Genomic DNA, 14,555 nt, shown 5'->3' on the forward strand with positions numbered 1-14,555 from the left:
CAGCATATATGTTATTTACGCTTAACGCCCAGCGTGACAATCTCGTAAGGACCGACCGGCAGAGACAGGCTCGGACCCTCCGAAACGAGCGCTCCCGCTTCCTCCAAGACGTTGCTTTTGTAGACCGATTCCGCGCCGCGGGCCGAATGCAGCCCCAGCTCCGTTCCGGCCGCTTCCATGTTGAACCATCTCAGCATGAGATCGCCGGAAGCCTCGTTCACTTTCATGGACGAGAACGCAAGCGCGCCGCCTTCCCAGCGGTACGGGGCATAGCCCGAAGCGATCGGACCGCCGTGCACGCCGGTTTGGCAAACCGTCCACGGAATCTGGAACGAGTACGCCTCGGCAAAAGCGCCCGAAGCCGAACCGTCGCCGCTGTGCGGAATAATCTCCATCCGCACCGTGTGCTCGCCAAGACATTGCGCCTCCGGCGTCGGGAACAAGCCCCAATCGCCAAGCTCGCTGACGGATCTAAGCAGCGTGACGGCAATCGTGTTGCGTCCGTCCCGCAGCACTTCGTACTCCTGAAGCCCGAGGTTGGCGACCGTGAGGCCCGCCCCTGCTCCGCTTACGTCGACGAACGCTTGCTGATGCTGCGCATTGCTCGGATTTTCCCACTCCGCCGCCGGCTCGTTGTCCCGCGTCGCAATCTCGAAGATCGAATCGGCGCGGTGTACGGCCGTTTCCACGTCGGTCGGGAAGAGCGCGCGCAGCCGGTGATCCTTCGCCTGGTTGTTGAAGGACGCCTGCAGCTCGACACCGCGGCCGCTGCGGCTCAGACTGACCTGCGTGCGAATCGTGAGCGGCACCATATCCTTGACGCGCTGCCCTTGGCGGTGTGGGAAATAGACCAGCTCCCGCTTCTCCTGCTCGAACACGGCATCGCCGGAAGCCGGAACCGACCATTCGTGCACGATTTCCACCGTCGCACGGTATGGCGTATCCTCGACGACGCGGATATCCGCCTTCAGCCCTTTCGTCGTCAGCGCCGTCTCGCCGTTCGGCTGCTTATACATATACTCGTTGCCGATATCGCCGGTATTCTCGTACACGCCCAAATCGCGGAACGTGCGGCCTATTTGCTTGTCCGTCACGGCGAGGGAACCGTCCTCCGCGATCTCGACGCGAAGCATGGCGTTCTCCATCACCCGGTCGTCGTTCAGCAGCGAAGCGGCATCGGCAACCGTAGACAAAGCCGGATCGGCCGGCTTGAGCCACGCGTACACGGCAACGCCGAGCGCAGGCACGTTCTGCGCCTCGAAGGTGAGGCTTACCCTGCGGCACATATATGGCTGACGGAACTTGTCGTCCGGCAGGTCGTAGCCGAACTGCAGGCCCAGATCCTGCATCGTGAACGGCACAGCGCGGCCTTCTGCATCGACCAGCGTGCGGCCGGAGACGTCCAGCGCCTGCATGCGGCGGCTCATCTCGTCCAGCGGGAAGCCGTCGCGGAAATACAAGCGCTCCGCGTCCAGCTCCATAGTGACGACTCCGGTTCTCTCCCAGCCCGTCGTATTGAAGACGACGAGCGGGCGCGCCTCCGCGCCCATGCGGGCGAAGACGGACGTATCGACAGCTTCCGCGATGACGCGTTTGCTGTCGTCGACGATGGTCTCGGCCACATGGCGACTTTTGTCGAAGCGGGTTACCATTTCGCGGTGCACTTCGTCCACGCTGCAGCCGCAGATGCTGTCATGCGGGTGGTTTTGCATCAGCGTTTTCCAAGCGTACGTGAACAAGTGGTGCGGATACGCCTTGCCCAGCAAATGCGCAAAGGACGCCAGCGGCTCGGCTACCTTCTCCAGCAGCGCTTGCCCCTGCTGATTCATTTGCTTCAAGTAAATGCGGGCGGACGCGGTATTGACCAGCGTTGACCATCCGTCCGTGCGCTGGCTGCGCAGCTCGCCTTTCACCACGGACAGCTCCCGGTCCATGGACCGGTTCACGGCCTGCAAATAATCCGCCACGTTCGAGTGGACGAAGTCGGTATCCGGGAACAGCTTCCGCGCCGTGCGGATCGCCTCGGACAAATCCTGCTGGATCGGCTGATGGTCGCAGCCGTTCATGAACAGCAGCTCGCCGGTGGAAGCGTATTTCTCAGCATCCGCCAGCTTCCGCTCCCAGTATTCCTTCGCTTCCTTCTCGTCCGTCGGAACTTCCATCCCGTTGCAGTACCAGTTCGCGAACAAAATGCCAAGCACCCGCGAGCCGTCCGGACCTTCCCAGAGCAGCTCGGAGAACGACGATTCGTAGTCCGAATCGGACACGGTATTGTTGAAGCCCGTCGGCTTGACGCCGCGGCCGAACATCGCGTTGTCGATGCCCGCCTGGCGCAAAATTTGCGGAGCCTGCCCCATGTTGCCGAATGTGTCGGGGAAATAGCCGACCTTGGCGATCGTCCCGTACCGCGCGGCGTCCTGGTGTCCGATCTGCAGGTTGCGCAGGTTCGCTTCGCTGCTCGTCAGGAACGCGTCCTGCAAAATGTACCAAGGCCCGATATGAATGCGGCCTTCCCGGATGTATGCTTCAAGCTGCTCCTTTTTTTCTGGCCGGACCTGAAGATAATCCTCCAAAATAATCGTCTGGCCGTCCAAATAAAAGCTCTTGAACTCCGGATCGCGCTCGAGCGTATGAAGCAGCGTATCCATCAATTGGATCAGCAGCATATGATGCTTTTCGTAGGGCAAATACCATTCCCGGTCCCAGTGCGTATGGGAAATGATATGCGCGGTTCTTTTTTTGCTCATGGCTTGTGACGCCTCCTCCCCGGACTACTCTCCGGTCACTTGGATATGAACTTCCTTCGGCCGGTACACGGACTTCAAGCGGCCTTCCCGGTCGACCGCGAACAGCACCGAACGTTCTTTCTCCAGCACAAACGAATACCGGCGGCCCGTAGCCGGGTCCTTCACTTCCACATCGGTATCGAAGGCGAATTCGGACACGAAGACGAACAATGCGCCGTCCTGGAAAGCGAGCTTCCGTCCGTATACGCCCGGGAATCCGCCGCCGCGAAGCCATTCAAGCTCCGCTCGGAAGCCCGCCACCGTCAGCGCGTGTTGGTATAGCATAGCAAGCGGCTCGGCGCGCTCGTTCAATTCGACCGGCAGCGGGCACCAAAGGAGCCGCCCCGAACCGAGCGGAACCTCGATCAGCTTGTCGGCTTTCGCCTCAGCAGCCTCATCCGTTCGAACTTCCTTCGCCACCTCGGCGATCCGGCGCTGGCCGAACGAGACGGGCAGCAAGCGGCCGTCGAGCTCCAGCATTTCTTCGCGCCGCACGTTGGCCGGACGGTAAGAGCCGATCGCATCCTTAAGGCGCTCTTCCGGCTGCCAGTAGGCATCCAGCCCGAGAGGACCGGTGACGAGCAGCGTCGCTCCGGTAGCCCGTACAATGGCGATCAATTTCGCAAACGCTTCGCTATCTATATTATGTGCGCTCGGCAGGATGATCAGCTTCGCCGGCACTTCGGCGAGTGAATCCAGATGGTACTCCCCGACTCCGCGGAAAGGAACTTTCAGCTCGTAGGACAGCATCCGCGTCAGACGGGTCGTTGCATCGAACGCCAATTTCCGGTTGGAAAAATCGTTGGAATACGGGAAGACGACGGCGACCTCTTCCAGCTTGCGGCCTTGGAACAAATCCCGGATATCTTCCATAAAGTGGCCGAAGTCATAGGAAACGTCCGCCTCCGGCTTCTCCGTTCCGTCCGCCCGCAGCGCCCCGATGTGCGATTCGTTGGCATTGTCCATATAGAAATTGGTGTTCCAAATCCAATGAACCGCCCCCGCGCCGCCCGTCGAGAAAGCATAGGCATATTTGCGCTCCAGAATGCTGCGCAGCTCCGTCTCCGAACGCTTCGCCCGTCCATCTGGCGTCTCCACATACATGATGCCGGTTTCCTGCACGAGATTCGGCTTATCCGGCGTCTTTGCAAAGATGCCGTCCCAGACCAAGTGATCGTTCAGCCACCACGAGTGAACAGTCGTGTAATCCGACGCCTCTGCGTAGAAGAACGGCGACGGCCGCTGCGCGCCCAAAGCTTCGTCCTGTCCAACGACGACCATATGGTCGGGGCAGACGTCCTTGATCGCGTCGTAGAGCTGCTTCGCCCACCGGTTGTGCATCTCCATCGAGAACAGCGCGTAGTCGAGCCAGCGGGTGCCTTTTTTCCCTTGGTGCATATCCTGCACGTTGAAGTTGATCTCTTCCGGCTCCGGTGGTACCGCCGCTTCAAAGTCCGGCAGCTGCACCGGCGACATGTTCCAGCGCTCCTGCAGCCGCACGATCGAGCCGTGCCGCTGTTTCAGCCATTCGCGGTAAGCTGCCAGTTCGAACGGATCGCGGCACGACCGCGGGCCGTCGGAGAAAATCTGCGGCGGATCGAACATCGACGGCTCGTTGATCAAATCCCAGTCGACATGCTTCGTATCCTTATGCCGTGAGACGATCGAACGCACGAACCGTTTCTGTGCTTCCACGCTGCGCGGATCGAGGTAAGGGTTGAGGCCCTCCCAAGGCTCCGGCGTAAACGAAAAGAACGTGAAGGTGATCTGCAAATCATGCTTCTTTGCCGTGAGCAGGAAGGCGTCGATCGAACGAAGCACCTCTTCGGAAGCGTGCCCGTCGACTTGCATGATGTTGCGGTACGCCGTCCAAATGCCGGTCCGAATCCAGTTGATCCCAGCCTTCTTCATCTGTGCCATGTCGCGGTCCCATACGGCCGCATTCGGCAGGAACAAAAACTTGCGCGCCACGTCCGATGTCATGTACGTCATCCCGACAACCGGGAGCGGACGACCGTCCTTGATAAAATAATCCCGGCCGCAGCTTACCGGCGTACCTGCGGCAAGCAGCTCAGCGTCGAAGCCCCAGAAGCCCTGACGCAGGGTGCGCGTCTCCCCATCCGGCGCTTGCGCCTGACAGACGATATGGTAAAAGCCGCTCTGAATGTCAAGCGGGACGGAAATGCGGTGAATATTCAGCTCCTCCGTGACGTCCGCCTCAAAGCGGTGCGTCCAGGAGGCTTGCCCTGCCTCGTGCTCCAGAGAAATCGAGAAGCTCCAAGTTCCGTCGCCCGACCCGTACCCGCGTCCGATCCGCTGCGTTTGCAGCGTAAGCATCGCCCGCTCACCCGGCTCGTACGAAGCGTAATTCGGCTTGATCCACAGCTCGGTCACGCCTTTGGCGCAAAACGCGGCCCATTCCTTCAGCGCTTCGGCCCCGCCCCCGTTCCAGAATGCCGCGGTCAGCGGCAAATGGACGAACAGCCATCGGCCTCCGGCGAAGGGGCCCTTTGTTTGCTCCCAGAGTACGACCGGCGCGGCTACCTCACGGCCTTCGGCCGAGATGCCCTTCAACAGCGGATAAATATGCGTGTCCATCGGTCCGGCGGAGCCCATCTGATGCGGCAAATCGCTGCTCTTCGTCACATGCGGCACCAGGTTCCACGTGTCCGCTATCGTAAGCAACGCTTCCTTGCCGGCCAGCAGCGGAATGTCGGCTGTGGCCCCGAGCTTTTCTACCGGCGCCGCATCGACCCGGAGCGCTTCATGTATATGAAGCTGCTGATGATACGCAGTTTGCTCGGCTTCGACATGCCAGCTTCCGTTCTCCTCCCGGACCGGGTGCTTGAACGGCGCGCCTCCGGCGCTAATGAGCCCGCCGCCCTGCCGGAGAAAGCCGAGAATCGCGGGCCAAGCGGCTTTCGGAAAATACGGTGCATGCAGGTTGACGAAGCAGCCGCCCTCGGCGGAGCTCAGCGCCTCCGCCAAGCGGTCCGCCGGGACGACCTGCCCGATCCCCTGCAGTAGTCCAGCATCGACCTGCATCCCTTCGCCGAGCGGAAAGCCCGGATCGTAGAAAATGACGATCGGCCGTGTCATACAATCCCTTCCTTCATCGCTTCGTATACAAGCAGCGAGAACAAGCTGTTGGACCATGCAAACCAGCTGCGCGTGAAGACGGTCGGGTCGTCCGCATGGAAGCCTTCATGCATAAAGCCGGTATCCGCGTCCGTCGCTTCCAGCATCGCCAGCATTTCCAGCTTCTCCTCTTTCGTGACCGCCGTCAGCCCCTGCATCGACAGCGCCATGTGCCAAATATAATCCGGCGGCGTGTGCGGGCTTCCGATGCCTTTCGCTACTTTGCCCTCGTAATAGAACGGATTTTGCTTGCTCAGGGCAAAACGTCTCGTATTTTGATAAATCGGGTCGTCCGGCGTCGTATAGCCGATATACGGAATTGACATGAGTCCCGGCGTTCCGGCGTCATCCATCAGGCAGTAATTGCCGAAGCCGTCCGTCTCGTAAGCGTAAATCGGACCAAACTCCGGATGGCGGTAAATGCCGTACAGCTGAATGCCGTGATCGACATCCGCTTCCAGTTTCTTCAATTCGTCGACGAACGCCAGATCGCGGAATACCCATTCGGCCATCTCGCGCATCTGCCGCAGCGTCACGACCGCGAACATGTTCGACGGAATGTTGTAGTGGAAATCGCAGGCGTCGTCGCTTGGACGGAAGCCCGACCAGATCATTCCCGTGTAGTTCACCGGCATGCCCAGCCCGTTGTTGCGCAGCGAATCCGTCGGCACGTCGTTATTGCGCATGAAGCGGTACGGCGACAGCTCGAAGTGGCGCTGCTCCGTTTTCCACAGGTCGACCGTTTTGCGCATCGCGGACTTGAAGTTCGTATCGAAAATGTCCGTCCGCTCCGTTTCCTTCCAGTACTTGTAAGCCAAACGCATCGAGAAGCAGATCGAATCGAGCTCGAATTTGCGCTCCCACACCCACGGGGACATTTCGGTCTCGTCCGTCGTATTCCAGTGCCAGTCGTTCGCCGATTCGTTAAAGGCGTTGGCATACGGATCGATATGGATATATTGAATGTGCCGTTTAATCAGTCCGGCAATCAGCTGCTGCAGATCTGGGTCGTTCTTCGCCAGCGGCACGTAATGTATCACTTGCTCTACGGAATCGCGCAGCCACATCGCCGGAATATCGCCGGTAATAATGAACGTTGTTCCGTCTTCCATCCGTTTCGTCGTCGTCGCCAGCGTGTTCGGGAAGCAATTTTTAAACAATTGCAGCAGCTTGGGACGATGAGCCAGCTTGACCTCCGCTTCCGCCAGCACGTCCTGCACCGCCCGTGGCAGCTCCATCGCAGGAATCGGAATTTTAGGTAATCTGAATTGTTCCATCTCGTCCGTCAACCTCCATTTTTTCTACTACTCACCGAAGGAGGAAGGAATATTTTTGGGAAATGGTTACGTAACTTAAGCAGCCGCAGTAGCACGGTGGCGGGGTATCCACTGGAGGAGCGATAGCGTCCGCCTTGGTCCTCGGGAAATCTCCGCTATCCAGCGGCTTCCAATCCAAATTTCCCGAGGACCACAGCGGCCGGAAGTGGATACCCCGCCACCCACCGCCGTTGCCGCTCCTCCTACGCACCTTCCCAAAACTTCCTTACTCCTTCACCGCTCCAACCGTCAACCCTTGAATAAAATACCGTTGGAAGAACGGGTACGCGAACACAATCGGCCCCGTCGCCAGGACGACCATCGCCATCCGCGACGTATCCTGCGGCAGCGATTGCAGCACGGCTACGCCCATCGACGGGTTGCTCGTATTTTGCAAAATAAACTGCATGCTCGTCTCGATCCGCATCAGCATGGATTGCAGCGGCACCAAACTCGGCTTGTCAATATAGAGCAGCGCGTTGAACCAGTCGTTCCAGTACCCGAGGGTGCTGAACAAGCCGATCGTCGCGAGCCCCGGAAGCGATAAGGGCAGAACCAGACGGAAGAAAATCCCGAATTCGCCCGCACCGTCGATTTTTCCCGATTCGATAATGGCATCCGGTACGCTCGTAGAGAAGAACGTCCGCATAATCATGATGTAGAAGGCGTTCACAGCCAGCGGCAGAATGAGTCCCCAGATGGAGTCCTTCAGTCCAAGCAGCTGCGTGACGACGATATAGGTCGGGACGAGCCCGCCGTTGAACAGCATTGTGAAGAAAGCAAAAAACGAGAAGAAATTGCGGTATTTGAAGCTTTTGCGCGAGATCGCGTAGGCGAACAGCGCAATCATAATCATGCTGAGCAACGTACCGATCACGGTAACGGCAATAGTGACACCGTAGGACCGCAGCAGTTGATCCCCGGCTTTAAACACGTAGCGGTAAGCTTCCAGACTCCATTTTTCCGGAATGATCCGGTAGCCGTTGCGCGCCAGCGTCCCTTCGTCCGTAAACGAAATGATCGTAACGAACACGAAAGGAAACACGCACGCAATAGCCAAAAAGCCGGCAATCAGGTTAAAAATAACGTTCCAAGCCGGAGACAAATGATGAAAATCCCGGCTTCGTTTCATCGTTCGCGCAGACACGGTCATCCCCTCCTTTTTCCATATGGATTAATACAATGCGTTGTCTTTATTGAATCTGCGAACAATGGCATTGGAGGTAATGACGAGCACGAAACCGACGAACGACTGATACAAACCGGCCGCGGTACTCATACCGATTTCCCCGGTAAACTTCAGACCCCGGTACACATATGTGTCGATAACGTTGGTAACCGAATACAGCGTTCCCGAGTTGCGCGGCACCTGGTAGAACAGCCCGAAATCTGCGTAAAAAATACGTCCGATCGCAAGCAGCGTCAAAATGGTAATCAGCGGCGTCAGCATCGGCACCGTAATGTGGCGGATTTGTTGCCATTTGTTCGCTCCGTCGATCATTGCCGCCTCGTACAGCGACTTGTCAATCCCCATGATGGCCGCCAAATACACGACGCTGTTGTAGCCGATCGACTTCCATAGAAAGACGAGTGTCAAAATAAGCGGCCAATACGTCGGGTCGTTATACCACTGCGTGGCGGTAAGCCCGAACGCTTTGGCGATTTGGTTGATCATACCTTTGTCGAAGCTAAGGAAGCTGAATACGAAATACCCGACAATAACCCACGACAAGAAGTAAGGCAGGAACATCCCGGTCTGATACAGCTTGGCAAGCTTCTTGTTGGTGATCTCAGCCAAGACGATAGCCAGCCCCACGGCCAGAACCAGGCCGATTACGATGAAGACGGCGTTATACAGCAGCGTGTTCCGCGTAATGAGAAAAGCGTCCTTCGTGCTGAACAGAAATTCGAAGTTTTTGAGCCCGACCCACTTGCTGTTCACAATGCTGGCCAGAAACCCGTCGCGGTGGTACCGGTATTCCTTGAAAGCGATAATCGTCCCGGCCATCGGCAGGTAAGAGAAGAAAAGAAACCAGATCGTGGCGGGAAGCACCATGATGAGCATGGCTTTGTTCCGGCTGATATCCTTGAGCACACCCTTCACATTCATCACCCCTCGCGTTCAAAGAGACGGGGCGAATGAATGCCATTCGCCCTGTGTCCCGTTCTTATCTTCCACCGAGAATGCCTCGGTCAAGAAGCTCTGTTGCCTTTTGAAGCTTGATTATTTTTTGGTTGCTTTCCACGCATCGATTTGACGCTGCGCTTCTTCCATGATTTTGTCGAGGCCGGCAGCTTTCAGCTTTTGGTCGGCCTGCGGAATAATTTGATCCGGATCAACCGTACCGGTCATCAGCGGCGCCCAGAATTCTTCTTTGACGTTTTGTACCGCTGCGATTTCGCTCGTCACTTTGGACGGGTCGAAGTTGAAGCCGAGCAGCGCGGCAGGCTTACCGGTAGCGTTAAATTTCTTGAAGCCATCCCATTTGTCCTTCGGATCGGTCGGGTTCAGGTATGTGATCATCAGGTTACCCAGCGAGAACGTCGGCATATCGTAGTTTTTCGATTCCGGCAGGTTCTCCATCACGTCGTCGCCGACTTTTTTGTAGTGCACGCCTTCGATCCCGGAGTCGACCATGTTGCGCAGCACCGGATCGGTGTTCAGCAGGTTGAGGAACTCCATTGCCTTCTCCGGATTTTTGGAGTTCGCCGAAATCGCTTGCATCGAGCCCATAACGGACCAGTTGTAGATGTAAGCCGGGCTGGCTGGCGTGGAGACGACCGGATATCCGTAGCTTGCCGTCCACAGGTTGTCCGCAAATGGCTGCGTCGTTGCTTTGTCTGCAAACCATTTGCCGGTTTTTTGAACGTCCGTCGAGGAAACCATCGTTGCTGCTTCCGTAGGAATGTAGCCGGCTTTGTAATATTTGTGCATCGTTTGGAGCGTTTGCTTCATTTCCGGTGTGTCCAGGATGTTGACAACTTTGTAGTCTTGGTTGTCGACTCTGACCGCCATCGGCATTTTCTCGATCACGTAGTCGTAAGGTACGAAGACGCCGTAGTTTTTGTCGACGGAGAACGGAATAACGCCCGGTTCTTTTTCTTTAATCGTTTTCAAGAGCGGCTCCAGGCTTTCCAGCGAGTTGACGTTCTTGATGTCGAGGTTGTACTTGTCGAGCAGCTGCTTGTTGAAGCGCCATACCTCTTGCGCCGGCAGCTCTTTGTTGGCCGGAATGCCGTAGTTGTGGCCGTCGACTTTGGAACCGCTTAAGAAGGCGGGATCAAGCATGTCCTTGATGCCTTTGCCTTGTTTCTCAAGCAGATCGTCGATCTTCATGAACGCGCCTTTTCTTGCGTTCTGAACGTAATCGAACGCCCAGGAAGACGTGAACATAATATCCATCGGCGTACCGGAAGCGGTCATGACCTGCATTTTTTGCGAGTAATCGCCAAAGTCGATCATGTTCATTTTGACGGTAACTCCGATTTTTTCTTTCGTATATTTGCTGACCTCTTCCATGACCCGGTCAACGTCCTTTTGAGGCGTGCCGATCGTATACCAAATCAGCTCAACAGGTTTGCCCGCGGCGCCTCCTGCGTCCTGCGCGCTGTCTTTGCTGCCTCCGCATGCGGTCAGAACGACCGAAGCCGACAGCATGAGCGCCAGTCCGGCAAACAGGCTTCTTTTTTTCATTTTCATGTTCGCAGATACCTCCCTTTTTCTTTCAAGCAGCCGTTGAATCGTTTCAATGGCTACCTTTACATTAACTCAAGAAAGCATTTACAAATAGGCAAGAAACTAAAGGTATGCTGTACAAAATAAAGAAAGGGTCTGCCGGTTTTTACCCTTCACAGCAGCCCTTTGAAATCCGTCGGAGAAATCCCGACATATTTTTTGAATTGTTTGTAAAAATAACTGGTTTCCCAGTACCCAACGGTTTTGGCGATTTCCTGAACTTTCAAATGCGTCTCCTTCAATAATGTCTTCGCCTTCTCGATGCGGTACTTGTTGATATACTCCGTAAAGTTCTCGCCCGTTTCCTTATGGAACAAGTGGCCGAGATACACCGGATGTATATTGAACTGCCCGCTGAGCGTCTTCAGCGACAGCTCTTCGGCATAGCTGTCGTGAATCAGCTTCAGCACCTGCTGAATGACAGGGCTGCGGACGTCCTGGATCAACGAATCGACGGTCAAGCCCGCCACCGTCTTCACGGCGTCGGCCAGCCGGTCCACTGTCCCGGCATGCAGCACGCGGTCGAAGGCTTCCTGATATAGCTCGGACGAATCCGTATGCTTGATCGCTTTCAGCTCCATCTTGAACCGGATCATCAGCTCGATGGAGATTTGCTGAAGCCGGGCGGGCGTCATGCCCTCCTGCGCCAGCAGCCGCTCGTAATCCTGATCGATGCGGGCGAGCAAGCTATCTTTATCTTTGGCTAAAATAAGCTTGGAATATTCCGCCCAGTCCAGCGGAAAATCGAGTCCGGCCGTCCCGTCGGAAACGGCGACCTCTTCATAATCGAGAATGTCGCAGTCGGGATACAACAGGAAAAACTCCTGCGCCTTCTTCGCATGCGCATAGCTTTGAGCCGCCTCGTAAGGCAGCCGCTCCACGCTGCCGAGCGAAATGCGGCAAGAGCGGGAAGCCGCGGCGCAATCCGCCTTCATCCGGGCCAGCATCTCCAGCGCGGCGCGCTTGCCCTCCGCCGCCTCGTCCAGCGTAAAGACGACGACCAGCTCACCGTCCATATTATGGAACGGAATGACCGACAAGCCCGGCAGCCTTTGTTCCGCGGCGAGGTCGGCGTCTCCCGCGTCACCCTCCGGAAAACGGACGAGCGCCACAAGCACATAGGGACGGTCCAGTTGCAATTGGAGCAGCTCGGCACGCTCGTCGAATTCGTTCGGTGCAATCTGGCCGGTCAGCCACCGGTGCATAATGTGCTCCTTCAAAATGCGCATGTCTTGTTCACCCAAGACGCGCTCGGCCTGCGCGGCGTTCAGCTTGTCCGTCGTCGTGGTTAGCGTGGAACGAAGCTCCTGTACGTCGATCGGCTTGAGCAAATAATTTTCGATTCCAAGCTGCATGCCTTCCTTCAAATAATCGAACTCGTTGAAGCCGCTCAGGATGATGACCTTGAGGCCCGGATTCCATTCACGGACGGCGCGGACAAGCTCCAGCCCTGTCATAACCGGCATCGAGATATCCGTAATCAGAATGTCGGCGGGCGTGCGCTTCAAGGCGTCCAGCGCCTTCTGCCCGTTCCCCGCGTGACCGACGATTTCGAGCCCCAGCGCGGCCCAATCGATAATATCGTACAGCCCTTCAATAATGAAAGGCTCGTCATCCACCAAAAACACTCTATACATCGGATTCGCCTGCTCCTTCCTTTTCCGGGAACCACACCGTCACGGTCGTACCGACCCCGGGCTTGCTTTTCAGCTCCATCCCGGCCCTATTTCCATGCAGCAGCTTGAGCCGCTCGTAGACGACCCGCAGTCCGAACGAGCCGCCAATCTCTTCGGGCGCTCCGAGCGCTTCCTTGATCTCCTCGAGCCGCTGCGGCTCGATCCCTCTGCCGTTGTCCTCCACCCGGACACGGATCGTCCCGTTCTCCCGGGAGAACCGGATGACGGCGTGGTTATCATCCCGGTCCGCCTCAATGCCGTGAACAATGTAGTTCTCGATGATCGGCTGGAGGAACATTTTGACGACGGGAATCCCATACAGCTCCCGGTCGCATTCGATGGCGTAAGTAAATCGATCTTTATACCGGATACGGAACAGCTCCAAATACAGGCGGCACGCCTCCAGCTCGTCCTTAAGCGTATAGACGGCCTTCTGCTGCACCACGTTGCGGAACAGCGCCGATAGGCTAAAGATCATCTCGGCTACGTCCTGCGCGCCTTGGGAGATGGCCCGCATCCGGATTACTTCAAGCGTGTTATATAGAAAATGCGGATTGACCCTCGCCTGAAGCGCAACGAATTCCGTATGCTTTTGCCGGATTTCCGCTTTATATACCCGCTCGATATAGCGGTTCAGCTCGTCCAGCATATCGTTGAAGCTGCGGGAAATTTGGCCCAGCTCGTCTTCCTTCGGCTCGATGATGCGCGAGGTCAGGTCTCCGGTCTCTACCTTTTTCATGAACCGGATAATTTTGTTCGTCCGCTTGGCGAAATTGATCACGACGAGCGACGGAAACAGAATGGCGATCAGAATCCCCAGCACGCTGGCGATAATGATCGTCCGTCTCCAGCCTTGGGAAGCAGCCGCGATCTCCTGCTTCGGAATCGTACCGACCACAACGTAGCCCGCTTGATTTTGCGCCAGCGTCGTAATATACGATTCCTGCTCCAGCATGCCCGTCTCCTGTTGAATTTGGCCCATATAAGGATAAGACTTGCCGTAATACGTGCCCGAGGAATCGAAAATCACATCCCCGTTCGGGGTCAGCACGAGAATAGTCCCCTTGAGCGTCTCTTTGTAGCTGGCCAGCGACTTCCAAATGCCGTCGGAATCGAAATAGATCAAAAGCTGCCCGATATATTTCAGCGAGTTCTTGTCGTTCATGACCGCCCGGACGGCAAACAGCCGGGGGTCCCATTGATCGATTTCCTTGCGAATCCACGGATTGGGCACGGAAACGTTCTTGTTGTCCAACGCCATCGCATCCGGGATATAAGAATGAACGGCATCGGTCATATGAAGCTTCGCCGATTTTTGCCGGTTGTACACGTACAAGTACTGCTTCTCCGCGCTGTACAGCATCAGATTCCGGATATCCGGATCGTCCTCAAGCCGGTTGGCAAAATAGGACAAGCCGTACGGAGCGACATCTTCTTCATAATATCGGTTCAAGCCGTGCTCGATGTAATCCCGAAAATCATGCTGCAGGAAATACGAGATGTCCGCAGCCAGCCTCGGATCGCGATACACGCCAAGCACCATCGACTGCACCGACTCGTATTTTTCGCTCAAAAACGCGTTTACGCTTTCCATCGCCTTCTTCTGGTTGTCCATCTCCCGCTGTACGACAGATTGCGACATCACATGATACATCAAGTACGAGAGCGTGATGATGGTCAGAATCGTAATCAGGGCAAACGAAAGCAGCAGCTTCATGAACAAGTTGTTTTTAATGTATCTCCGGTATACGCTTCCAATCATTCGTCCCACCCCCTGCTGCCGTTCCTATGCTACGATCCCTAAATTATAGCATGTCTGAAAATGAATCGGGAAATGTTCCAAAATAGTTCAAAAGTTCGAATTTTCACAAACGAAAACCCGGGATGACTGTGATCTAGATCA

General features: G+C 56.4%; 8 protein-coding genes. All 8 read right to left on the bottom strand.

What is annotated here, in order from left to right:
* Positions 1-11: 11 nt before the first annotated feature.
* The 8 genes from PEL01S_RS07310 to PEL01S_RS07345 all read right to left on the bottom strand — a co-directional run bounded on the left by PEL01S_RS07310 (position 12) and on the right by PEL01S_RS07345 (position 14,414).
* Positions 12-2,747: an alpha-mannosidase gene (locus PEL01S_RS07310; protein ID WP_127459850.1), complete on the bottom strand. Its 2,736-nt coding sequence runs from the start codon at positions 2,745-2,747 to the stop codon at positions 12-14.
* Between the two features lie 24 nt (positions 2,748-2,771).
* Entirely contained in the window at positions 2,772-5,885 is a 3,114-nt protein-coding gene (locus PEL01S_RS07315) for an alpha-amylase family protein (RefSeq protein WP_127459851.1), read from the bottom strand.
* Complete coding sequence (locus tag PEL01S_RS07320) at positions 5,882-7,201, bottom strand: glycoside hydrolase family 125 protein (RefSeq protein WP_036686450.1); 1,320 nt, start codon at positions 7,199-7,201, stop codon at positions 5,882-5,884. The genes PEL01S_RS07315 and PEL01S_RS07320 overlap by 4 nt, the downstream gene beginning before the upstream one ends.
* Before the next feature lie 265 nt (positions 7,202-7,466).
* Positions 7,467-8,393: a carbohydrate ABC transporter permease gene (locus PEL01S_RS07325; protein ID WP_174806914.1), complete on the bottom strand. Its 927-nt coding sequence runs from the start codon at positions 8,391-8,393 to the stop codon at positions 7,467-7,469.
* 21 nt (positions 8,394-8,414) lie between these two features.
* Entirely contained in the window at positions 8,415-9,350 is a 936-nt protein-coding gene (locus tag PEL01S_RS07330) for an ABC transporter permease (protein ID WP_063182702.1), read from the bottom strand.
* Positions 9,351-9,464: 114 nt separating this feature from the next.
* The gene (locus PEL01S_RS07335) at positions 9,465-10,940 is read right to left on the bottom strand and encodes an ABC transporter substrate-binding protein (protein WP_063182704.1); all 1,476 of its coding nucleotides are present in this window, start codon (positions 10,938-10,940) and stop codon (positions 9,465-9,467) included.
* Positions 10,941-11,089: 149 nt separating this feature from the next.
* On the bottom strand, positions 11,090-12,613 hold the full coding sequence (locus tag PEL01S_RS07340; RefSeq protein ID WP_063182706.1) for a response regulator transcription factor: 1,524 nt from the start codon (positions 12,611-12,613) through the stop codon (positions 11,090-11,092).
* On the bottom strand, positions 12,606-14,414 hold the full coding sequence (locus tag PEL01S_RS07345; RefSeq protein WP_063182708.1) for a sensor histidine kinase: 1,809 nt from the start codon (positions 14,412-14,414) through the stop codon (positions 12,606-12,608). Before PEL01S_RS07345 ends, PEL01S_RS07340 begins: the two co-directional genes overlap by 8 nt.
* Positions 14,415-14,555: the final 141 nt, after the last annotated feature.

Origin of the sequence: Paenibacillus elgii NBRC 100335, from assembly GCF_004000865.1 — a bacterium.
Taxonomy (GTDB): domain Bacteria; phylum Bacillota; class Bacilli; order Paenibacillales; family NBRC-103111; genus Paenibacillus_G; species Paenibacillus_G elgii.